The 20311-nt window shown below is 69.3% G+C and carries 29 protein-coding genes and 1 pseudogene; 12 read left to right on the top strand and 18 right to left on the bottom strand.

Annotation, left to right across the window (positions count from 1 at the left end; genetic code table 11):
• Nucleotides 1-168 precede the first annotated feature (168 nt).
• Nucleotides 169-393: a DUF5133 domain-containing protein gene (locus ACFU5O_RS15210; protein ID WP_384240445.1), complete on the bottom strand. Its 225-nt coding sequence runs from the start codon at nucleotides 391-393 to the stop codon at nucleotides 169-171.
• A gap of 342 nt (nucleotides 394-735) precedes the next feature.
• On the opposite strand from ACFU5O_RS15210, the gene ACFU5O_RS15205 reads away from it, so the two are divergent.
• Nucleotides 736-1458 (top strand): HAD family hydrolase, encoded by a 723-nt coding sequence (locus ACFU5O_RS15205; protein ID WP_384240267.1) that lies wholly within the window; start codon nucleotides 736-738, stop codon nucleotides 1456-1458.
• On the opposite strand, the gene ACFU5O_RS15200 is transcribed toward ACFU5O_RS15205, so the two are convergent.
• Genes ACFU5O_RS15200 through ACFU5O_RS15165 form a run of 8 tightly spaced genes read right to left on the bottom strand, consistent with a single transcriptional unit; the run spans nucleotide 1409 to nucleotide 5107 of the window.
• Nucleotides 1409-1819: a gas vesicle protein K gene (locus ACFU5O_RS15200; protein ID WP_384240265.1), complete on the bottom strand. Its 411-nt coding sequence runs from the start codon at nucleotides 1817-1819 to the stop codon at nucleotides 1409-1411. The two genes, ACFU5O_RS15205 and ACFU5O_RS15200, sit on opposite strands and share 50 nt — an antisense overlap.
• Complete coding sequence (locus tag ACFU5O_RS15195; protein WP_384240263.1) at nucleotides 1809-2030, bottom strand: gas vesicle protein; 222 nt, start codon at nucleotides 2028-2030, stop codon at nucleotides 1809-1811. The genes ACFU5O_RS15200 and ACFU5O_RS15195 overlap by 11 nt, the downstream gene beginning before the upstream one ends.
• 5 nt (nucleotides 2031-2035) lie before the next feature.
• Nucleotides 2036-2860, bottom strand: coding sequence for a GvpL/GvpF family gas vesicle protein (locus ACFU5O_RS15190; RefSeq protein ID WP_384240261.1), 825 nt, complete (start codon nucleotides 2858-2860; stop codon nucleotides 2036-2038).
• Nucleotides 2853-3320, bottom strand: a complete 468-nt coding sequence (locus ACFU5O_RS15185; RefSeq protein ID WP_384240259.1) for a gas vesicle protein — start codon at nucleotides 3318-3320, stop codon at nucleotides 2853-2855. The genes ACFU5O_RS15190 and ACFU5O_RS15185 overlap by 8 nt, the downstream gene beginning before the upstream one ends.
• The gene (locus ACFU5O_RS15180; RefSeq protein WP_384240257.1) at nucleotides 3317-3574 is read right to left on the bottom strand and encodes a gas vesicle protein GvpG; all 258 of its coding nucleotides are present in this window, start codon (nucleotides 3572-3574) and stop codon (nucleotides 3317-3319) included. Before ACFU5O_RS15180 ends, ACFU5O_RS15185 begins: the two co-directional genes overlap by 4 nt.
• Before the next feature lie 10 nt (nucleotides 3575-3584).
• Complete coding sequence (locus tag ACFU5O_RS15175; protein ID WP_384240255.1) at nucleotides 3585-4298, bottom strand: GvpL/GvpF family gas vesicle protein; 714 nt, start codon at nucleotides 4296-4298, stop codon at nucleotides 3585-3587.
• 3 nt (nucleotides 4299-4301) lie between these two features.
• On the bottom strand, nucleotides 4302-4781 hold the full coding sequence (locus ACFU5O_RS15170) for a gas vesicle structural protein GvpA (RefSeq protein WP_384240254.1): 480 nt from the start codon (nucleotides 4779-4781) through the stop codon (nucleotides 4302-4304).
• Between the two features lie 29 nt (nucleotides 4782-4810).
• The gene (locus ACFU5O_RS15165; protein ID WP_384240252.1) at nucleotides 4811-5107 is read right to left on the bottom strand and encodes a gas vesicle protein; all 297 of its coding nucleotides are present in this window, start codon (nucleotides 5105-5107) and stop codon (nucleotides 4811-4813) included.
• Between the two features lie 158 nt (nucleotides 5108-5265).
• Here ACFU5O_RS15165 and ACFU5O_RS15160 point away from each other — a divergent pair, with 158 nt between their 5' ends.
• The 4 genes from ACFU5O_RS15160 to ACFU5O_RS15145 all read left to right on the top strand — a co-directional run bounded on the left by ACFU5O_RS15160 (nucleotide 5266) and on the right by ACFU5O_RS15145 (nucleotide 8067).
• A complete protein-coding gene (locus ACFU5O_RS15160; RefSeq protein ID WP_384240250.1) occupies nucleotides 5266-6246 on the top strand; it encodes a histone protein in 981 nt (326 codons plus the stop codon).
• Between the two features lie 3 nt (nucleotides 6247-6249).
• On the top strand, nucleotides 6250-7212 hold the full coding sequence (locus tag ACFU5O_RS15155) for an SRPBCC family protein (protein WP_384240248.1): 963 nt from the start codon (nucleotides 6250-6252) through the stop codon (nucleotides 7210-7212).
• A gap of 93 nt (nucleotides 7213-7305) precedes the next feature.
• Nucleotides 7306-7521, top strand: coding sequence for a CsbD family protein (locus ACFU5O_RS15150; RefSeq protein WP_384240247.1), 216 nt, complete (start codon nucleotides 7306-7308; stop codon nucleotides 7519-7521).
• Between the two features lie 144 nt (nucleotides 7522-7665).
• Nucleotides 7666-8067, top strand: a complete 402-nt coding sequence (locus ACFU5O_RS15145; RefSeq protein WP_384240245.1) for a VOC family protein — start codon at nucleotides 7666-7668, stop codon at nucleotides 8065-8067.
• Between the two features lie 78 nt (nucleotides 8068-8145).
• On the opposite strand, the gene ACFU5O_RS15140 is transcribed toward ACFU5O_RS15145, so the two are convergent.
• On the bottom strand, nucleotides 8146-9417 hold the full coding sequence (locus tag ACFU5O_RS15140) for a peptide ligase PGM1-related protein (RefSeq protein ID WP_384240243.1): 1272 nt from the start codon (nucleotides 9415-9417) through the stop codon (nucleotides 8146-8148).
• Between the two features lie 150 nt (nucleotides 9418-9567).
• Between ACFU5O_RS15140 and ACFU5O_RS15135 the strand changes: the two genes are divergently transcribed.
• Together ACFU5O_RS15135 and ACFU5O_RS15130 are read left to right on the top strand one after the other, a co-directional pair.
• The gene (locus ACFU5O_RS15135; RefSeq protein WP_384240241.1) at nucleotides 9568-10590 is read left to right on the top strand and encodes an iron-containing redox enzyme family protein; all 1023 of its coding nucleotides are present in this window, start codon (nucleotides 9568-9570) and stop codon (nucleotides 10588-10590) included.
• Nucleotides 10591-10609: 19 nt separating this feature from the next.
• Nucleotides 10610-11257, top strand: coding sequence for a HemK2/MTQ2 family protein methyltransferase (locus tag ACFU5O_RS15130; protein WP_384240240.1), 648 nt, complete (start codon nucleotides 10610-10612; stop codon nucleotides 11255-11257).
• 14 nt (nucleotides 11258-11271) lie between these two features.
• Here ACFU5O_RS15130 and ACFU5O_RS15125 read toward each other — a convergent pair whose 3' ends face one another.
• Complete coding sequence (locus ACFU5O_RS15125; RefSeq protein WP_384240238.1) at nucleotides 11272-11514, bottom strand: CDGSH iron-sulfur domain-containing protein; 243 nt, start codon at nucleotides 11512-11514, stop codon at nucleotides 11272-11274.
• A 241-nt stretch (nucleotides 11515-11755) separates the two neighbouring features.
• Entirely contained in the window at nucleotides 11756-11932 is a 177-nt protein-coding gene (locus tag ACFU5O_RS15120) for a CsbD family protein (protein WP_384240237.1), read from the bottom strand.
• A 248-nt stretch (nucleotides 11933-12180) separates the two neighbouring features.
• On the opposite strand from ACFU5O_RS15120, the gene ACFU5O_RS15115 reads away from it, so the two are divergent.
• Nucleotides 12181-13152, top strand: coding sequence for an LLM class F420-dependent oxidoreductase (locus ACFU5O_RS15115; protein WP_384240235.1), 972 nt, complete (start codon nucleotides 12181-12183; stop codon nucleotides 13150-13152).
• Nucleotides 13153-13174: 22 nt separating this feature from the next.
• Here ACFU5O_RS15115 and ACFU5O_RS15110 read toward each other — a convergent pair whose 3' ends face one another.
• The 3 genes from ACFU5O_RS15110 to ACFU5O_RS15100 form a co-directional block, all read right to left on the bottom strand.
• On the bottom strand, nucleotides 13175-14089 hold the full coding sequence (locus ACFU5O_RS15110; RefSeq protein ID WP_384240233.1) for an RNA polymerase sigma factor SigF: 915 nt from the start codon (nucleotides 14087-14089) through the stop codon (nucleotides 13175-13177).
• Nucleotides 14090-14227: 138 nt separating this feature from the next.
• The gene (locus ACFU5O_RS15105; protein ID WP_384240232.1) at nucleotides 14228-14458 is read right to left on the bottom strand and encodes a hypothetical protein; all 231 of its coding nucleotides are present in this window, start codon (nucleotides 14456-14458) and stop codon (nucleotides 14228-14230) included.
• Nucleotides 14455-14853, bottom strand: coding sequence for a hypothetical protein (locus ACFU5O_RS15100; protein WP_384240230.1), 399 nt, complete (start codon nucleotides 14851-14853; stop codon nucleotides 14455-14457). The genes ACFU5O_RS15105 and ACFU5O_RS15100 overlap by 4 nt, the downstream gene beginning before the upstream one ends.
• A gap of 149 nt (nucleotides 14854-15002) precedes the next feature.
• Between ACFU5O_RS15100 and ACFU5O_RS15095 the strand changes: the two genes are divergently transcribed.
• Complete coding sequence (locus tag ACFU5O_RS15095; protein WP_384240229.1) at nucleotides 15003-15284, top strand: hypothetical protein; 282 nt, start codon at nucleotides 15003-15005, stop codon at nucleotides 15282-15284.
• A gap of 429 nt (nucleotides 15285-15713) precedes the next feature.
• On the opposite strand, the gene ACFU5O_RS15090 is transcribed toward ACFU5O_RS15095, so the two are convergent.
• The 3 genes from ACFU5O_RS15090 to ACFU5O_RS15080 form a co-directional block, all read right to left on the bottom strand.
• Nucleotides 15714-15992, bottom strand: coding sequence for a GlsB/YeaQ/YmgE family stress response membrane protein (locus tag ACFU5O_RS15090; RefSeq protein ID WP_384240227.1), 279 nt, complete (start codon nucleotides 15990-15992; stop codon nucleotides 15714-15716).
• A 486-nt stretch (nucleotides 15993-16478) separates the two neighbouring features.
• Entirely contained in the window at nucleotides 16479-16940 is a 462-nt protein-coding gene (locus ACFU5O_RS15085; RefSeq protein ID WP_384240225.1) for a lamin tail domain-containing protein, read from the bottom strand.
• Nucleotides 16941-17624: 684 nt separating this feature from the next.
• Nucleotides 17625-18458 (bottom strand): helix-turn-helix transcriptional regulator, encoded by an 834-nt coding sequence (locus tag ACFU5O_RS15080; RefSeq protein ID WP_384240224.1) that lies wholly within the window; start codon nucleotides 18456-18458, stop codon nucleotides 17625-17627.
• A gap of 355 nt (nucleotides 18459-18813) precedes the next feature.
• On the opposite strand from ACFU5O_RS15080, the pseudogene ACFU5O_RS15075 reads away from it, so the two are divergent.
• The 3 genes and pseudogenes from ACFU5O_RS15075 to ACFU5O_RS15065 all read left to right on the top strand — a co-directional run bounded on the left by ACFU5O_RS15075 (nucleotide 18814) and on the right by ACFU5O_RS15065 (nucleotide 20265).
• A pseudogene (locus tag ACFU5O_RS15075) lies at nucleotides 18814-19018 on the top strand (Atu4866 domain-containing protein).
• Nucleotides 19019-19035: 17 nt separating this feature from the next.
• Nucleotides 19036-19770: an SDR family oxidoreductase gene (locus ACFU5O_RS15070; RefSeq protein WP_384240222.1), complete on the top strand. Its 735-nt coding sequence runs from the start codon at nucleotides 19036-19038 to the stop codon at nucleotides 19768-19770.
• Between the two features lie 21 nt (nucleotides 19771-19791).
• Nucleotides 19792-20265 (top strand): nuclear transport factor 2 family protein, encoded by a 474-nt coding sequence (locus ACFU5O_RS15065; protein ID WP_384240220.1) that lies wholly within the window; start codon nucleotides 19792-19794, stop codon nucleotides 20263-20265.
• Nucleotides 20266-20311 lie beyond the last annotated feature (46 nt).

The following is a 20311-nucleotide window of genomic DNA, read 5'->3' as shown; positions in this document are numbered from 1 at the left end:
GAGCGATCAGCAGCGCCACATTCGTCGTCGTTCGATCCGCAGGTCGCGCAGGAGCCGGTCACAGGGCCGGTGTGGGGTAGGCGGCGGCCACAGCGAGCGCGGTGAAGACGGCAGGATTCCCGGCCGGCGTCCCGCCGGAGAGGTCGTTCACCATCGGGTCCAGGCCGTTCAGCGCCCCGGCCCGGGTTTGCTCCGGGCCCGCACCGAGGCGAGGTAGCGCTCAGCCCTGTGGACCGCTTCCAGTGCGGTACGCCGGCCCATCAGGACGCACAGGGTGTAGGCGGTGTCCCGGAAACGCGCACTGATCTCCGGGTCGGCCGGGTCGCGCAGCATGCGACGTTCCTGTATCCGGTAGTTGCTGAGAAGCTCGGCGACTTCGTCCTCGTTGGGCATCAGCACGACTTCCTCCCCAGGGGAGAGAACGCACAGCAGGGACTTGCCCGGGCGGCAAACGGTCGGGGCAGGCAGGACCCCGGGCGCCCAGAGGGGCGCACGCCCATCGGATCACCATTGTTGGCCGAGACTCCGGAACTGCGCCTGTTGTCGATTCAACTACACGGGCCCGCTCCGCCCGTCGGCGCTGCCCACACGGCCACCGGCGTCGAGAGCCGGACCGGCTCCCCACCGCAGGCCCACTTTCACCTGGCGCGCCGGATGCACCAGAGCGTGGCGCGCCCGGGAGGGGGCGTCCGGCTCGGCATGATCGGAACTCTCCCTCGGAAAGCGAGACGCACAATGGCAAACGCGGCGGTGTTCGACGTGGACGGGACGCTGGTCGATTCGAATCATCTGCATGTGACGTCGTGGTGGGAGGCCTTCCGACAGGCCGGCCATCTCGTCGCGAGCCGGGACATCCACCGGGCGCTGGGGCTCAGGTCGGGGGATCTGATCGCGCATCTGCTCGGCGAGGACCGGGTCCCCGAACAGGACGCCCGGATCAGTGCCGCCCACAAGACGTTGTACGCGACGTACTACGACCGTCTGGCCGCGATCAGCCACGCGGGCGATCTCTTGCGCACCCTGGCCGGCCGCGGCTGGCGGATCGTGCTGGCCACATCGGCCGGCGGCGACGAACTGAGCGCGCTCCGCCGCGCCATCGGCGCCGACGAGGTGATCGCAGGAACGGCCAGTGCCGACGACGTCCCGTACGGGAAGCCCGCTCCGGAGCCGGTACGGCGGGCGCTGGAGCTCGCCGGCTGTCCCGCGTCCCAGGCGATCTTCGTCGGTGACTCGGTCTGGGACATGCAGGCGGGGATCCGGGCCGGGGCCGGCTGCGTCGGCGTACTGTCCGGCGGCCTTCCCCGTGAGGATCTGGAAGAAGCCGGAGCCCAGGCGGTGTACCGGGACACCGCCGACCTGCTGGCCCACCTCGACGACAGCCTCTTCGCCGCGTTGGAGCGCGGCCGGGTCACTCCGGGGGCGGCAGCAGAGGCCCCAGCGGACCGAGGTCGAGATTGAGCTCGTCCATGGTCAGCCCGTACTGGGCACAGAGCTCGTTCATGCGCTCGTGCAGCAGGAGCAGCGTCGCCCCCAGGCGTTCCTCCTGCTCCTCGGTGAGGTCCCCCTGGTCGACCCGGTGCAGTGCCTGCCGCTCCATGAGCTGGCGCAGCAGCTCGACCAGGGTGAGCACGAGTCTGACCAGGTCACGCTCCACGGTGTCACGATCGGTGCTGATCCGGTGAGGCCGTGCCTGCGATGTCGTGCCGGGCGGCGCGGGCAGATCCCGGGGACCGGCGGGCAGGAGCCGGAAGGCGCGGGCCGCGGCCTCCGCGACCTCGTCGAGACGGCGCCCCGCGCCCCGTGCCTCCTCATTCGTCATCGTCGTTCCCGGCCTGCTGCGTACGAATCGACATGATCAGTGCACGGAGCGAGATGCGGACGAGATCGATGTCGGCGATGGAGAGCACGATGTCGCCCGTGAGGACCACACCGCCGTGCAGCAGGCGGTCCAGCAGATCGATGAGGGCGACCTGGCGGCTCGCCAGAGCCTCCGACTCCGCCTCCGACGAGGGACGACCGGGCCCGGTCATGGACGTCAGGCTTCCGCCGCGTCGTCGGACGGGGCCGTCGGCATCGCGAAGGAGTACGGCGCCCAAGGGCCTGTGACCTCCACCCGCACCCCCTCGAGGCCGTCCGCGGCACGGCTCACCTCGCTGCGGAAGTCCTCGGCGCGCTCACGGGGCACGAGATACGCGTCATTGACGACGTTCTCGCCGGGCGAGGTGGCCAGCTCCCCCTGCTGCACCCGGTGCCGGGCGCGGTCGGCGGCATGCCTGCGCCCCACGGCCTCCACCCGCTCTGCGGCCTGCTGCGCCACCCGGTAGACGTCGTCCCGCACGCTCTTCTGTGCCTTGCGGGTACGCAGGTAGGCGCGCCCGGGAGAGAGCCCGGCCGTCGCCGGATCGGGGCCGGGAGCGGCGGCGGGAGCGGCGGCTCGAGCGGCGGGCGGATCCACATAGATCTTGACCCCCCATTCGACATGCGCGGCCAGGTGGCTCAGACGGTCCTCGAACGCGTCCCGGTCCGCGGCCAGGACGCCGCGCGCACGGTCGTCGTCGAGATACACGGTCGCGAGCCGCATCGGAAGGACCGTGGTGCGTTCGGCGAGCGCCTCGATCACTGCGTGGTGCGCGCGGGCGACCGCCTCCAGCCACCCGAGATCCTCGAAGTGGCGTTTCAGGGCCTCCTCCTGGAAATCCCCGGCGGGCACCGGGCTCACCACGAGCACCGGCTCGCCTCCACGCGTACCGGCCAGAAGGTGGACAGGGGCACCGGCGACACCGGTGAGGGCCGCGACGGACTCCTCGAGTCCGTCGGTGTTGCGGGCCACCGCGTAGGCGTATGTGACGCTGTCAGTCATCACGTGCCTTCTTTCCGCGACGGCCCGCCCTCGGCGGCGGCTCCTCCTCGTCCTCTTCCGGAGCCGTTTCCTCCGGAGCCGTTTCGCCTTCCGTGATCGCGCCGCGCCGCAGGGCGTCGATCTCCGCCCTGAGCCGCTTGTTCTCCTCGGAGAGCGACCGTTTGCTCTCGTCGGCGAGGGACCGCTCGTCATGGGCCCGGGACGACAGCGCGGGATCGTGTTCCCACCAGTCGATGCCCATTTCCTTCGCCTTGTCGACGGAGGCGACCAGCAGACGGAGTTTGATGGTCAACAGCTCGATGTCGAGCAGATTGATCTGGATGTCGCCCGCGATGACGATGCCTTTGTCGAGCACGCGCTCAAGGATGTCGGCGAGGTTCGTGGTCCCAGAGCCCTGGCTGTAGGGCGGCGCCGCCCTGGAAGGGTAGGAGCCGAGCCTGTGGGCCGGGGATTCGCTCACTGCGCCGCGCCCCGCTCCTGCCAGAACGCGCTTATCTCCTCGAGCCGGTCGAGCAGTTCGTTCTCTCTCCGCTCGAACGTCTCCTCGTCGATGCGGCCGGCCCGGAGATCCGCTTCCAGGGCAGCGAGTTCCTCGTACACCGGCGCGGGGTCGTAGTACGTGTTCTCTGCCTCTTCGACGACGCGGTCCAACACCCAGGCCACGCCGCGCACGGGTGCCAGCGGGAGAGTCAGTATCTGATTGAGCAGGCCCATGGAGTGTCCTTCAGACGAAGCTGTACGGGGGGAGGGGGCCGTTGAGGCGGAACTCGAAATCCTCACCCATCTGGTTGGAGACGCTCAACTCCGTGGTGAGGAACATTTCTTCCTGATCCTCGCCGATCAGGAAGGAGACATTGAGGAAGTCGTTGCCCGTCGGCTGCGACACCTCCTGCTCCCGGGCGAAGGGACGGAGCGCCTCGATCACTCCCGTGGCCAGCGCCTCCTGGCGGGCCTGTACCTCCCCGGCGACCAGCTCGCCGAGCGCAAGGGAGGCATCCGGCCCGGCGGTGCCGCTGCGGATCTCGTCGTTGAGTTCCCGTGCCACGATCGAGTCCTCGAGGACCTGACGCAGCAGCGCCTCCTCGTCCTGGGACACCTTCAAGTTGTACTCGGCACATCCCTCCAGCGCCTGCAGGCGGTCCATGAACTCCGCGGCCTGGTCCTTCAGGGCGACGCGGACGGCCTCGTCGTCCTCCGCGGTGAGTCCGAATCTCAGGGGAAGTACGGTGCCGTCGGCCATGAGCCGGTCCTGGACCTCCTGATGCGCCGTGACATCGCGGCGCTTGGGACGCAAGTCGGCCGGTGCGTCACTGACCACCGCATGCAGCGACCCCTCGGTCACCGTGCGCAAGGCGGCGGGCGGGTCCCCGACTCCGGTGACACCTTCGAGCCGGAGCGGATGTTCTTCACCGGCGATGGAGTAGACGTACACGGCCATGGCTCACTCCTCCTCGCGCTCTCTCGCGCGCCGGGAGGGAGGCCGCCGCGTCGGCCGCCGGCGCTTCTCCGCAGGCTCCTTGACCTCCTCGTCCTCCTCCTCGCCCTCGTCGCTGCCCTTGGTGACCTTCTTGATGCTGTCCGTCACGGCTTCCGTGGCGCCGGAGAGTGCGCCCTTCGACTTGCCGCGCGCCCCGCTCTCGACCGTGTCTCCGACGATGTCGGTCAGCTGCGCAGGCTTCTTGCTGCCTGTCTCGAGGTCGAGGCGATTGCAGGCCTCGGCGAAGCGCAGATACGTATCGACGCTGGCCACCACGATGCGGATATCGATCTTCAGAATCTCGATTCCGACCAGTGAGACGCGGATGAACACGTCGATGACGAGCCCGCGGTCAAGAATGAGTTCCAGGACGTCGTAGAGGGTGCTGCCTCCACTGCCACTGCCCCTGGAAACGCTGCCACCGCTTTGCGGCACCACCGTCATGGTGCCTCCCTTCACCGGCCGGCCTCTGCCTAGCGGTCCCGCCGGTCGACTTGTCCACGTGTGTAACGGCGTTTTCTTTCGTAAGCCACCAGGTCGCCGTCCTTGTCCAGGCTCACGCGGTACGTGGCCATCACGCTGGTGGTCTCGGGGATTCGCTCCAGTTCGACGACCTCCACATCGGCCTCCCACCCGTCTTCCGTCGGCTTCAGGGCCGACACGGACTCCGGGACGCGCCCGAGCAACTGCTGCAGCTGTTCGGCCGCGGCGCGCATGGCTGCCGCCGCCTTGCCCTTGGGCCGCCTTCTGGCGGGTTCTGCTGCGGTCATGGTCGGTCTCCGGTGAGCGGAGCGGGCGCCACATTCCACGCGCGAACATACAATTTCATCATATAGGGACATAGCTGACATCGACGCGGGCAGTCTCCCTGTGAGCTGCCGGGTCCCGTTCTTTCTTCCTCAATGGCCCTTGCCGGAGGGATCAGTTCATGAACGACACAACCAAGATCGCTCTCGCTGCCGCGGTCGCGGGCGGATATCTGCTCGGACGTGCGAAGAAGGGGCGGCTCGCCTTTGCCATGGCGACATACGTCGCTGGGCGGCGGTTCGGGCTCGACCCGCAACAGCTGGCGACGGAAGGGCTCCGTCGGCTGAAGGAAGTTCCGCAAGTCGCCGATCTGAACGAACAGATACGGGGTGAACTGCTGGATGCGGGACGCAAGGCCCTCGCGTCCACGGTCGACCGGCGCCTCGCCGATCTGGCGGGCTCTCTCCACGAGCGCAGGCTGCGCCTCGGTGAGAAGAGTGACGAGGGGGAGGAAGAGGAGGAGCCGGAGGAGGAAGTGCCAGAGGGGGAAGAGGAAGAGCCCGAAGAAGAGGAAGAGGGGGAAGAGGGAGAGCCCGAGGAGGAAGAGGAAGAGCCCGGAGAAGAGGGAGAAGAGGAAGAAGAGGAAGAGGAGGAAGAGGAGGAGCCGCCGCGCCGTCGTCGGCCGGCCGCTGAGGAGGAAGAGGAGGAGGAAGAGGAGGAGGAACCCGAAGAGGAAGAGGGGGAAGAGCCTGAAGAGGAAGAGGGGGAAGAGCCTGAAGAGGAAGAGGAAGAGCCCGAGGAGGAGCCCGAGGAGGAAGAAGAGGAAGAGGAGGAGCCGCCGCGCCGTCGTCGGCCGGCCGCAAAGAGGACCCCAAGGCCCGCTCCCCACAAGAAGCCGCCTGCCAGGAAGGCTGCGCCCCCCGCGAAGAAGGCGCCCGCGAAGAAGGCTCCGGCGAAGCAGGCGCCTGCGAAGAAGGCTGCTGCGAAGAAGGCCCCGGCGAAGAGGCCCCCCGCGAAGAAGGCGCCCGCGAAGAAGGCTGCCGCGAAGAAGGCCCCGGCCAAGAAGGCCCCTGCGAAGAAGGCCGCTCCGAGTAAGACGGCCGCGAAGAGGACGACGGCGAGAAAGTCGACCGCCAAGAAGGCGGCCGGACGGCGGAGGTAGGCGATGGCCAGGACAGACCGTGACTCCGGCAAGGGCGAAGCCTCAGGAATGGAGCAGCTGCGCGACGAGTTCGTCGACTTCCTCGGCGCTCAGGTGGGACACCTTGCGGACAAAGCCGGTGACAAACTCGGGGATCTCACCGACCAGTTGTCCGATGTCGCGGAGAACGGAGGTGCGCTCTCGGGTGCCCTGTCCGGTGCGCTCTCCGGCGGCGGGATCGGCGGCATCATGAAAGGCCTCATAGGCGGAAAGGCCAAGGGAATCAAGGACAGTGTGGTGGGCAAGGCCAAGGACCTCCTGGGCGGGGGAGGCGGGCGCAAGTCCGGTGGCGGCAAGTCCATGAACATCCTTGAGGTCCAGGACGTCGGTCTACCGCTCCGGACGGTCTACAACTACTGGACCCAGTACGAGGAGTTCAGCACGTTCACCAAGGGTGTCCGCAGTGTGTCGAAGAACGACGAGATCGCCAGCGACTGGAAGCTCAAGGTCGGTCCCTCGACGCGGGGTTGGAAGGCCACGGTCCAGGAACAGGTGCCGGACGAGCGCATCATCTGGACATCAGAGGGTGCCAAAGGAACCACACGCGGCTGCGTCAGCTTCCATGAGCTGACTCCCACTCTGACCCGCATCGTGCTCGCCGTCGAGTACTACCCGTCCGGATTCTTCGAGAAGACCGGCAATATCTGGCGGGCCCAAGGGCGTCGTCTGCGGCTGGACTTCAAGCACTTCGTGCGTCATGTCACCTTCGCCGACGAGGAAGTCGAGGGATGGCGGGGTGAAATCCGCGACGGCGAAGTGGTCCGCAGCCACGAAGAGGCCATGGAGGACGAAGAAGAATACGACGAAGAGGAAGAGGAAGAGGAGGAGCCGGAGGGCGAGGAAGAGCCGGACGACGAGGGCACGCCGGACGAAGAGTATGAAGACGAGTACGAGGAAGAGGACGAAGAGGGCGAAGAAGAGGAATGACGGAATCCTGGAATGACGTTTGCGCACCCCAGTACGAGGTAGTGGCAGGGGTGAGCCGGAAAGCAACGTCACCCGGTCGAGGAGTTGATCCCCGTGGCTGACAAGGCGAAGAAGATGCACGGCAAGGCCCAGGAAACCATGGGCCAGGCCAAGGGAAAGGCCGGACGTGCAATGGACGACGACGAGCTGCGCCTGAAGGGCGCCAGCGACCGCGTCGAGGGCGAAGGCAAGCAGGCGGCTGCGGAAACCGAGAAGGCCGTGGGCGACGCGACGGACGAGGTGAAGGGAAGGATCCGCAAGCACAAGTGACGCATGTGGTCAGTCGTCACTCAGAGAAACGAAGTGGCCCTGGGCGGAGTGATCCCTCCGTCCAGGGCCACTTCGCGCCCGCGCCGCATGCGTGTCGGCCCGCGGGGTACCCGCCGCCCAGGACTTCTCGCGAGCGGAGGGGAAATGGGAATTCAGAAGACGGCGGTTCTCGCCCTGGACTGTGCGGAACCTGAGGCACTCGCCGAGTTCTACGGTGCCTTGCTGGACGCCGAGGTCCGGCCGAGCGGCGATCCCGACAGGATCGAGGTGGTCGCCCACGACGGGTCGGTGCTGGCGTTCCTGCGCGACCACGGATTCGCACCGCCGAGCTGGCCCCGGCCGGAGGACTCGCAGCAGGCTCATGTGTACGTCCTCGTCCCGCCCGGCGAGCTGGACGCGGCGGAGCGGGAGGCGGTCGGCCTGGGCGCCACCCCGATGGACGTGACGGACCGGAACACCCCGCGCGAAGCACGTCTCATGTCGGACCCCGCGGGCCATTCCTTCCTTCTGCGGGAGAGGAGCTCAACACCCTCACCGACGTGCTGAGTCGGGTTCACGCGGCTCCTGCGCGACGCCCGTGTGCGGCGGGCCCGCGCGGGTTCCGGTCCTCGGTCGAAGGCCTCCTCAGTCGTCCTCGAAGGCCATGACACCCGCCAAGGCTCCTTCCAGTTCCGCCGCCCTTGCCCGGCCGGACGCGATCACCGCGTAGCGCCACGACCGCCCGTCGGCGGGAGCGTCCCCGTACAGCACCACTCCCTCGCCCCGTCCCGGGTCCCAGGCCAGATCCCGCGTCCGCAGAAGCCGCAAGGCGTCGTCGAAGTCGTGCCGCGACCGCGTGGGCCGCTTCCCGAGCAGCCATGCGGGGGAGCCGAGCCCGGCGGCGCGGCCGAGGCGTTCGACCATGGACCGCGCGGTGGTGGTGGCGGTGCGGCGGACGTTGCTCTCGGTGGCGTACAGGCTGCCGTCCGCGGCGATGACCGCATCGATACCGTACGGGCCGGCGTACCCGAACCGCGCCAGATGCCGACCCAGCGCCGCGCCCCATCGCTCCAGTTCCGCGACGAAGGGTTGTGCGGCGTCCTCCAGGGGCGAGACATATCCCGTGTAACAGCCGCCCGCGGTGCGCATCTCGCCGCTGAACACCGCGTGTGGCCCGGCCTGGCCCACCTCCATCTGGATGCTGACGGACCGGGCCACGTCCAGGCACTGCTCCACGACCCACGTGCCGGCCGGGTCCTCCGGCGGTGGCATGGGGGCGGGGTCCGAACGGGAGAGGAATCTCAGTCCCTGTCCCCCGGCGGAGCGATCCGGCTTGACCACGACCCGCTCGTATCCGCCCAGCATCGCGGCCACCGTCGCCCGGAGCCCCTCGGCGCCGCAGACCCGGCCCGCCGGTATGCGCATGCCCAGATCAGCCGCGACGGTACGGAAACCGGACTTGGTGTTGAGCCGGTACGCCACATCCACGGCACCCCTCTCCAGACCTCCGGGCCCGTACGGAGCCACGGGCAGGCCCAGTCGTGCGGCGAAGGCGGCCGTGGAGGCGTCCAGCGCCACGGGCAGGAGCTCGGCTCCCGGCCGCTCGGCGACGAGCCGGCGCAGCGTGTCCAGCAGCCCGGCCCGGCACAGCGCTTCCGCCATCGGCAGACCTGGTGCGGGCGGCGCTGTCACCACGGCGACGGACTCCCGTGGTACGCCCAGCAGGTCGCTCGCGTAGCGCCGGAACGCCTCGCTCAGCGGGACGGGCGTGACGAGTACGTCTCCGGGACGCAGCAGCCAGATCTTGCGCGGAGCCTGTTCCGCCCAGGCCGCCATGACCTCGTGTGCGGCGAGGCCCACTGCCGCGTCGGAGAAGAAGTTCGCGTAGACGATCAACGGGCTCCGGTGCTGCTCCACGATGCAATGCCTACCCGCACGGCGCCCGGCCCCACTGCCCGGACCGCCGGAAGGCACCGGCCCACCGCCGGAAGGCACCGGCCCACCGCCGGAAGGCACGGGCCCGGGGCAGCCGGCGGTGTCACGACGGATACGGGGTAGAGGTAAGGCATGGCCATCGACCAGCGGGGTCCGGTGCTGCCGGAGGCGCGTGGGGACCTGTCGGCGGCGATCATCGGGTACCTCCGCGCAGACGTACCGCCACCGGCTGCGGTCGCCGCGACGGCCGCGGACCGCGACCCCTACGGCGACGATCTCCAACTGGCTCTGTACGTCTGCTACGAGCTGCACTACCGGGGCTTCGCCGGGGTGGACCCTTCGTACGAGTGGGATCCGGCGCTGCTGAGTGCACGGCGACCGCTCGAGGACTGCTTCCTCGCCGCTCTGCGCCGGGACGCCACACGCCACGAAACGGTGGACGACGCATTGGCGCCGCTGCTCGTGGAGCCTGTCGACGGGACAGGAGTGTCCCACTTCCTGCAGGAGCGGGGAGAGCTGTGGCAGCTCGGCGAATACGCGGCGCAGCGATCGCTGTACCACCTCAAGGAGGCCGATCCGCACGCCTGGGTGCTGCCCCGCCTGTGGGGGCGGGCAAAGGCCGGAATGGCGGCCGTGGAGTTCGACGAGTACGGCGGGGGACGCCCAGAGCGGGTGCATGCTCAGCTTTTCGCCGACCTGATGACGGATCTCGGCCTGGACACCTCCTACGGCCACTATCTCGACGCCGCACCGGCGCAGATGCTGGCGACGGTGAATCTCATGTCCCTCTTCGGTCTGCACCGGGCGCTGCGCGGATGTCTCGTCGGGCACTTCGCGCAGGTCGAAGTCACGTCGTCGCCCGCGTCCCGGCGACTGGCAGCCGCCATGCGGCGCACGGGGGCGGGACCCGCGGCGGAGTTCTTCTACAGCGAGCACGTCGAGGCAGACGCCGTGCACGAGCAGGTTGTACGACGGGAGGTCATCGGCGGGCTGCTGGAGGAGGAGCCACAGCTGGAGTCCGACGTCGCCTTCGGTGTCGACGCGACCTGTCACATCGACGATCGTCTGGCCGGGCATGTGCTCGACGCATGGCGGAGCAACCGATCGTCGCTGCGCGTGAACGGCAGACCGAGATCCGGATGTTTCGCCGGATAAGATCGGGTACCAGTGGTATGTGGCATTGCTTACTCTCCCGGGCGTGTACGCCCCGCAGGACGACACGGCCCTGCTCGCGGACGCACTCCGCAACGAGTCGCTTCCACCGCAGGCCACGGTCCTGGACGTGGGAACCGGCTCCGGAGCCCTGGCGCTGGTCGCCGCATCCCGTGGCGCGCGCGTCACGGCGGTGGACATCTCGAGGCGAGCCGTCTGGACCGCACGGCTCAACGCCCTCGTGGCCCGGACACCGGTGCGTGTCCTGCGCGGTGATCTGACGGCACCGGTCGCGGGACGCACCTTCGACCTCATCGTGACCAACCCGCCCTATGTGCCCAGTCCGAGCCCCGCCCGACGAGGCCCCGCCCGTGCCTGGGACGCCGGCCGCGACGGCCGGCTGGTTCTCGACCGGATCTGCCGGGAAGTACCTCCGCTGCTGCGGCCAGGCGGTGTGCTGCTCGTCGTGCACTCCGCCCTCAGCGGGATCGCCCCCACCCTCGCGTGCATGCGGGCGGCCGGTCTGGCGGCCACGGTCACGGAGCGCCGCTACGTCACCTTCGGCCCGGTGCTGCGGTCCCGGCAGTCCTGGCTGCGCGACGAGGGCCTGCTCGGACCCGACGGTGAGAAGGAGGAGCTGGTCGTCGTCCGAGCCGAACGGCCCCACTGACCCTCCTCGGCTGCTCAGCCCGGCCGCTCATCACCGAGCCGAACGCGTGAACGATGGCTGGTGTCGCAGAACGGGAACCGTTGGCTGCGCCGGCAGGTGCACAGCGCCACCGTCGGGCGCTCGCACAGCTGGACACTCCCATCCGGCATGACGATCTCGATCGGGCCTTCCATCAGCAGCGGACCGTCCTGGAGGGGCGTGACACGCGGGACACGTGCCGGCCTTGCCGCCCGCGGTTCGGTCGAATCATCGGACATGACCGTCCACCACCATCTCGTCCCCCTGAGTCCTGCTCATCCGGTCGGTGTTCATCGAGACCCCCCTGCGGTCGGTGTTCATCGAGCCCCCCTGCGGTCGGTGTTCATCGAGACCGCCCTGCAAGGCTCCGGCGTGTCGTGAACGGTCGCCCAGCCCCCGTGCCCGTGACGACCCGCAGAGCGGTGATCGCCCCGCCGGCGTCACCGGGAGTGCGCCGGCTGCGACACGGGCCTGCGTCCGTCAGTGGCCGGTCGCCCTGCGGGCCTTGTCGGCAGCCTTCTCTGACATCTCCTGCGCCTTGCCGCCCAGCATCTCGCCCTGGCCCTTGTGCTCCATGGACCGGTCGCCCGTGGCCTTCCCGAGCGTCTCCTTCATCTTGCCCTTGGCCTGCTTCGCCTTGGCTTTGCCCTTGCTCATCGTGATCGTTCCTCTCGCGGTCCGTGAGGCGCCGCGATGCCGTGCTCCGCGGCACCCTGTTCACCGTGCGCCTGCCTGCGGCCCCCCGCAAACCCGGCGCAGAACCGGGCCCGACGGCCAGCCGGCCGATTGCCGGGGGAGCGGTACGTCGGCCGCTCGGACCTCCGTGCGAGCGGCTCGGTGGAGCGGCGTCCGGGGCGAAGACGCGGTCGACGTTTCCTGACGCCCACGACGGGCAGCGCAGTCATATGGTGCAAATCGGATACACGATGATGACGGAGCAGGCCGGCCCCCGGCAGCTGGTCGACCACGTGGTGCACGCGGAGGACGTCGGCTTCGACTTCTCGGTCACGTCGGACCACGCGTTTCCGTGGCTGCGTACCCAAGGGCATTCGCCGTACGCGTGGAGTGTGCTCGGTGCGGCGGCGCAGGCGACCTCTGAGATCCCGCTGATGAGCTTCGTGACGTGCCCGACGATGCGGTACCACCCGGCCGTCGTGGCCCAGAAGGCGGCAACGCTCCAGTTGCTCTCGGAAGGACGCTTCAGGCTGGGGCTGGGCTCCGGTGAGAACCTGAACGAGCACATCGTGGGTGACTGGCCGCCCGCGGACGTGCGCATCGGCATGCTGCGTGAGGCGGTCGAGATCATCAAGGCCCTGTTCGAGGGCGGCCACGTCAGCCGGCGCGGGGAGCACTTCACCGTCGACTCCGCCAAGCTCTGGGACCTGCCCGACCAGGCACCGCCCATCGGGATCGCCGTCTCCGGGGACCGCTCCTGCGAGCTCGCGGGCCGCCACGCAGACCTCCTGATCGCGGTGGAACCCGACCGGGACCTGGTGGAGTCCTTCGACCGGGCCGGCGGCGCCGGTAAGCCGCGGGTGGGACAGTTGGCCCTCTGTTACGACACCGACCGCGAGGCGGCCGTGCGCCGCGCGCACGAGCAGTTCAGGTGGTTCGGCATGGGCTGGAAGGTCAACGCGGAACTGCCGCACCCCGACTCGTTCGAGACCGCAACCCGGTTCGTACGGCCGGACGACGTGGCCTCGGCGATCCCCTGCGGTGACGACCCCAAGGGTGTCGTGGAGGCGGTGCAGCGCTTCGTCGACGCGGGCTTCACCGAGGTGGCGCTCGTACAGATCGGTGGCGACACCCAGCACGACTATCTGGAGTGGGCGGCAGAGAAGCTGCTTCCCGAGCTGCGTGCCCTCACAGGCCGCTGACCAGCCGCGCACCGAAGCGGCCCTAGCGGTCGTCGGTGAGCATCCCGTGGCGGAGCTTGGCCAGAGCGCGGGACAGCAGTCGGGAGACATGCATCTGGGAGCAGCCGATGTCGGCGCCTATCCGGGCCTGTGTCATCTCCTGGCCGAAACGCATCCGCAGGATGGTCAGTTCTCGGTCGTCGAGCTGCTCCAGCAGCGGCGCCAGCGTCTGGAAGTCCTCGACGAGTTCCAGCGCGGGGTCGCGGTCCCCGATGACTTCGGCCAGCGGGCGCGCGGCGCCGCCGTGGCCCGGCCCGTCGTCGGAATCGGCGAGCGGGGTGTCGAGGGACCCGGCGGTGTAGCCGTTGGAGGCCACCAGGCCCTCGATGACCTCCTCCTCGCTCAGTCCCAGATGCTCGGCGAGCTCGTGCACCGTCGCGTCACGACCCAGCCTCACGGACAGCTCTTCCTTGGCCCGGGCGAGATCGCCCCGGAGTTCCTGCAGACGCCGGGGAACATGAACGGCCCAGCTGGAATCGCGGAAGTAGCGCTTGATCTCGCCGACGATGCAGGGCATGGCGAAGGAGGTGAACTCGACCTCCCGGCTGAGGTCGAACCGGTCGATCGCCTTGATCAGCCCGATCGTGCCGACCTGGACGATGTCCTCCATCTCCCCGGAGCCACGATTGCGGAACCGGCCTGCCGCGAACCGGACCAGCGTGAGGTTCATCTCGACAAGGGTGTTGCGGGCGTACTGGTACTCCTGCGTTCCCTCGTCGAGAACCCGGAGCCGGTCGAAGAAGAGCTTCGAGAGCGCCCGCGCGTCCTTGGGGGCGATCTTCTCGGCCTCCTCTATCCGCGGTAGCCCTCCGACCCCGACCATCGTCTCGTCCTTCGCACCAGCGCTCGCGTCATGCGTGGTGATCGACGGCTTTCCGGTGTACTGGCTGGCGAGCATTTCAGGGGCCACCTTCGGCGTCGGGTCAACGGACAGCTGTCGTTCGCCTGCCCTGCGTCCCCTCGGCCATTCCGGTTGCACGACATTGCCGTGAAGGTGCCTGCGCGCGGGGACCCCCGTCCTGTCTCCGACGGGCCGTCAGTCGTCCTTCGCCGCCTCGGATTCGGCCTCGGCGGCAGCCGATTCCGCGGCGTCCACCAGCCGGCGCATCTCGGTGACGTCCGCCCCGGGACCGGTGGTCACCGACTCGTCGGCCGTTCCGTCCTTCCCCTCCCCGCCATGGCCGCAACCGGTGAGCCCCACGAGGCAGACGAAGGCCCCCGCGACTGCCACGGTGGCGTGTCGGCGGGCCCTGACCGTGGCCCTCACTTGGCGGCTCCGTCGCGGTGGGTCTTGCACCAGGATTTGACCGGGGCGAGGTCCTTCTGGCGCTTCTCCAGTGCGGGGACGAGGGAGCGGCGGAAGGTGAGCTTGTCGTTGAGGAGGGTCTCGATCTCCTTGTGTCCGGCCTTTCTGGCGTTCTCGGCGCGCTTTTCCAGCCTGTTGACGGAGCCGCGCTGTGCCGGGCCGCCGCCGAGGCGGTCCAGGGCCCGTTGCAGTCGCTTCTCGATCTTCGGTACGCGCTTGCACAGCGCCTTCGCGCCGTCACCGGTCCGGGCCTGAGCGGGCGACGGTTTCCCGGTGTCGGCCGCGGCGGCGCCCGACGTGGCGAGCAGGGCCGCGACGGCGGTGAGGGCCAGCGCGGTGGTTCTCGCGTTCTTCATGACGGTCTGCCTCCTGGATCGGGGCGAGGCCCATCTGCCTGCGCCCGTCGGGAAGTTAGGGGCCGACTTTGTGGAAACCCTGTGAGTCCTGCGAATGCCGGGCCGTTCCGATCAGCCAGTCCCGGCCGGCCGGCAGCGGAGGCACCTGGATGGGTGCCGCGGCCCGTATCCGCGAGCGGAACGCCACGGTCGCGGGCGGCCCGCTCGGCTTCGGTGCCGGCCGGGCGGCGTTGGTCGCCGACCGTGACGGGGCCGTTTTGGTATCCGGCAGGTCAGGGTCATCCCGAAACTCGAGCACGGGCCGCTCGAGCACGGGCCAGGAGCAAGCGCCCGCGTGGCTCGAGCTGCGGACCGGCGATGCCTTCGATACGGCGATCTTCTACGCCGAGGTCCTGGACCGGGCCTGCGAACAGCCGACTGCTGTCAGGTGACCTACGACGACGAACACGTCGTCCTGGGGCGCGAGGGCGACACCGTTCGCCCCGATCACCGGCGGCGCTGCCGAGGCGGCGCCGGATCTGCAGGTCCGTCCCCGCCGGCCCGTGCACTTCCTCGTCCCGGACCTCGACTTCGCCGTCCGAGCGGCCACCAGACTCGGTGGCGACGACGCCGTATGGCGGCATCGGCGACCAGCGCTTCGCCGACGGCTCGGGCCGACCACGGCCCACCGGCACTTCCTCAACATCCCGACCGGGATCCGAACACCCGGTGTCGGTTCGTCGCCCATGGCAGGAGCCTCTTGCGGCGACCTTCTCGTGCCCGTAGCTGGTGCTGTGCGGCTCCCACCCACCAAGGGCGTGGGAGCCGCACAGCACCAGCTACGGATATAGCTCCTCGTCTGCGTGACTTCGCACCGGCCGTCAGGCGTGCCGGTGGGAGCGCCTGTTTCCGGTGAAGAGCCGGTAGAGGGCGAGCAGGATCAGGGAACCGGCGATCGCCGCGATCCACGTGGAGAGGTCGAAGAAGCCGTCGATCGAGTCGACCCCGAAGACGACCTTGCCGAGCCAGCCTCCGAGAAGGCCGCCGACGATACCGATGAGCATGGTGATGATGATGCCGCCGGGGTCCTTGCCAGGCATCAGGAGCTTGGCGATCATTCCGGCGAACAAGCCGATGAGTATCCAGGCGATGATGCCCATGGTGATCCTCTCCCGTCTCGGGACGTGCGGCTGAATTCACTTACCGTCTGCGCCGGGAAATCGGATTCAAACCTTCCGGTCGAACCCATTGAGTGGCGCAGAGGAGGCCGAAGCGGCGGGGCGACGGATGACGCGTGACCACGTGGGGACGTGCCGGTGCGTCCGACCCCACGGCAGCACGACCGCCGCGCTCCCGGGACCGGCCAGTATCGCCGTCAGCTCACCCGCGCGGTCCGCCGCCGGGCGCTGACATGGCCGGCGCTGTTGGGCACCCGGGCCGGTGGTCCGCAGGCTTCTCTTCCCTCTTCCCTCTTCCCTCTTCCGTGAGGTTGCCGTGCCCGAAGAGGCCGGTCCTCCACAGGGCCGGCCCCCAGGGGGCACATGTGTGTGCCGGGCAGGTCAGGCTGCCCGGCACACACGGTTCATGGTCCACCGTTGCCGGGGGTCTGCTGTCGCTGCAGACGTCCCGGTCACCGGCTGGTTCGCTCAGTTGCGGTGGTGGCGGCCCCAGGACTCGATGTCGACGGTGCGGCCGCGGTCGTCGCGCAGGATGGCCTTGTCGGAGTGGTTGCCCCAGACGTAGTCGTGGCGGTCCTGGTAGAGGTCGGTGCGGGTGTCGCGGCCGATGCCGGTGTGGACGCGGACGGTGGCGCGGCCGGCGAGGCGGAAGTGGTCGAAGCGGTAGCGGTTGCCGTCGTCGTCGCGCAGGGTCCAGCCGTCCAGGTCGACGGCGCGGCGGGCGTTGTTGGTGATCTCGACCCATTCGGCGTTCAGGGAGCGGTTGGAGCCGTTGTCGCGTCCGGGGCTGTCGGCCTGGACGTCGCTGATCTCGACCCGCGGGTCCCGGTCGCGGGTGTCGGCGGAGGCGGGCAGGGCGACGGTGCAGACGACGGCTCCGGCGGCGAGGACGGTCGCGGCGATACGGCGGGCGGTCGAAGAAGCAGACATAGCTGGTGTCCCCCTCAAGAACGGTGCTCCACCAGCCGATATGGCTGGTGGCGGCGGTGCGGGTTTCCGGCCCGGTGTGGGCCGAGGACCCCAACTTTGCGTCGTCACCAGGGCCTGCGGCAGGGCAGGTCGGGGCACGTTGCCGTTTGCGGACATTTCCGTAACCGTCACCTGTACAGGGCATGCATGTGCGGTGGGCGTGGCCCTGACATTCACTGACCGCTACACCCACCGTTCAACGGTCAACAGAAAATGCTGACGTATGCCGGGCGCACCACCGGTCGCGCTGCCCGGCGCAACATCCGGACGGCGGACCCGAATCGGGTAACGGCCGTTCTGCACGTTTCTTCGCACACTCAAGCCAACTTCGAACGGGAGAGCGGGGAAGTGGGGGGCTGGTGCCGCGACGGGGAACGTGGCGGGAGCCCCGATCGATCCGTCCGATCCGTCTGCCCGGACTGCGGCCCGTCAGCGCCCGGCATTCGAGGGGGCCTGCAGGGTGTCGCCCGGACGGGCGGACCACTGTCCTCACGCCGAACCCGTGCCCGGACCGGCGGCGTGATGCGGGCCGTCCGATCATGATCGGACGGGATCTCGGCGTTTCCGGGGGCTTGCTCAAAGTGGTGTCCGAACGCGAACGCCGGCTGAGGCGGTTGCTCGGCAGATCCAGGCCGACGCTTTCGGCTACATCGCGGCTTGGTTCGAGGTGGCGTGCATGGAGCCGAGCAGGTTGAGGGCCTGGGCGCTGGGGCTGCCGGATTCGGCCTGGTAGGTGATGAGTTGCTGGCCCGGAGCGTCGCGTACGTCGAAGGCCTGGTAGGTGAGGGTAAGGGGGCCGACGTCCCGGTGGAGGAAGTGCTTGGCGTCCTGGGTCTTGCCACGCACGGCGTGGGTGTTCCACAGGCGGGTGAAGTCCGCGCTGTGCTCGGTGAGGGTACGGACGAGTTCCCGCAGCCGCGGGTTGTCCGGGGCGAGGCCGGCTGCCTGGCGCAGGTGACCCACGGTGGCCTGCGCCGTGAAGTTCCACCGGGTGTAGAACTGTCGGCCTGCCGGGTCGAGGAAGGTCATGCGGGCCAGATTGTCCGCCTGCTCGAAGGGTGAGTGCAGGGCCTCGGCCAGGGCGTTGGCCGCCAGGACGTCCAAGGTCCGGTTGATGACGAACGCCGGGGCGCCCGGGTAGCCGTCCATCAGCTGGCGAAGGGCGGGACTGACCCGGTCCGTGGTGTGGGCGAACTGGTTGTTCGGCGCTGTCCCGGCCAGCTGGTGCAGGTGCGCGTGGGCGTCGAGGCCCAGTCGCAGGGCGCGGCCGAGCGCGTCGAGTACCTGGGGCGAGGGGTGGCGTTCGCGCCCCTGTTCCAGGCGGGTGTAGTAATCCGCGTTCACCCCGGCCAGCACGGCGACCTCCTCACGGCGCAGTCCGGTGACTCTGCGCACGCCGTAGCTCGCCATGCCGACGTCGTGCGGCCGCAGGGCCGCCCTGCGTGCGCGCAGGAACTCTCCCAGGTGGTTGTCGGTCATGTCTTCAGGCTAGGCCGTGGGGGTGGTGTGTTGGGGGGGGGGGCCCCCCCCCCCCCCCCCCCCCCCAGGGGGGGGGGGGGGGGGGCCGCGCCCCGCGGGGGGGGGGGGGCCCGCGGCCCCCCCCGCCCCCCCGGCGGGCCGCCCCCAAACCCCGCGCGGGGTTGGCGGTAACTCACTCAGGCGGCGGGGGGGGGGGGGGGGGGGGGGGGGGGCCCCCCCCCCCCCCCCAACACACGTCCTGGTCGGCGGTCTTCGGCCTGTCCAGACTCGGTCGGGCAGGGCAGATCTGCACCCATGGACGAGGGGAGTCCGTCGTGACGGGGAACACGGAGAGGGCAATGCCGGCGTGGTCGGCATGTGGGGGTCTGCGGAGGGTCACATCCGCCAGGGAGTCGCGGGCGGACGGCAGGTACGACGAGGCCCGCGGAAGCCGGCGCCGTGCGTACACGGGCCGCTCCACGGCGACCGGCAGCCACATCGATGACGTCGCCGACTCCGGGTTCGCTGCGACGGGCGACATCCGTGACGGTGTGCTTCACCACGAGCACCTCGTGCTCTGACGAGAGGAAGATCAGACATGACCGACACAGCCAAGGTCGTGGCAGTCACCGGAGCAAGCAGCGGGATCGGCGAGGCGACCGCCCGCCGACTTGCCACCGACGGCCACCGCTTGTTCCTCGGAGCGCGGCGCACCGATCGTCTCGATGCGCTGACCAGGGAGATCACCGCAGCAGGCGGCACTGCAGCGTTCCAGCGTCTGGATGTCACGGATGCTGCCGATGTCCGGGCCTTCGTGTCCGCCGCCCGCGAGCGCTACGGCCGCGTGGACGTGGTGGTCAACAACGCCGGAGTGATGCCGCTCTCGCCGCTGGACGCGCTGAAGGTCGAGGAGTGGGACCGGATGATCGACGTCAACGTGCGGGGGGTCCTGCACGGTATCGCCGCCGCCCTGCCCGCGATGCGCGCCCAGGGTGGCGGGCACTTCGTGAACATCGCCTCCGTCGGCGCGTACGAGGTCTCTCCCACCGCCGCCGTCTACTGCGCCACCAAATTCGCCGTCCGCGCGATCTCCGAAGGACTGCGTCAGGAGTCCACCGGGAACATCCGGGTCACTCTCCTCTCCCCGGGCGTGACCGAGTCCGAACTCGCCGACAGCATCTCCGACCCTGCTTCCCGGGAAGCCATGAAGACCTACCGCGCCGTAGCACTGCCCGCCTCCGCCGTCGCGGAGGCCATCGCCTACGCCGTCTCCCAGCCTTCGGAGGTCGACGTCAACGAACTCGTCGTCCGTCCCGCCGCAATCGTCCAGTAACCCCTCCGGGAAGGAACCGACATGCCGCACACGGTCGCCGATCACGACAGCCTGGCCCGCAGACTGAAGGTCTTGGAGGACAAGGAAGCTCTGCGGGCCCTCATGATCCGCGGGTGGAGGGAGCTGGACCGCAAGGACTGGCAGAACTGGATCGAATGCTGGGCCGAGGACGCGGTGCTGGAGTTCGGGCCCTGGGAGAAGATCCACGGAAAGGAGGCGGTCCGGGCGAAGGTGGAAGAGGCGGAATCGCCCTACTCGAGCATGCAGCATCACATCCTCAACATGTACTTCGACGTAGAGGGCGACCGGGCAACGGGCATCGGCTACATGTGGTTCGTCGGCGTCCCCGCACCTGGGAGTACCTCCTCTCCCTATTCCATGGGTGGCCCCTACGACTGGGAATTCCGTCGGGGCCCGGACGGCTGGCTCCTGGTCCGCCAAAGGCTCGGCGTCTGGTGGACCGACGGCGAGGACACCCTGAGGGCCTTCGAGTAGCCGTGGGGGCGGCCGGCGGTCCGTGCTTCGGATGCGAAGGGGCCGG

The sequence above is a fragment of the Streptomyces sp. NPDC057445 genome (genome assembly GCF_042802855.1).
Taxonomy (GTDB): domain Bacteria; phylum Actinomycetota; class Actinomycetes; order Streptomycetales; family Streptomycetaceae; genus Streptomyces.
The sequence above is the reverse complement of the archived record's forward strand: the minus strand, read 5'-3'. Positions and strand labels throughout refer to the sequence as shown.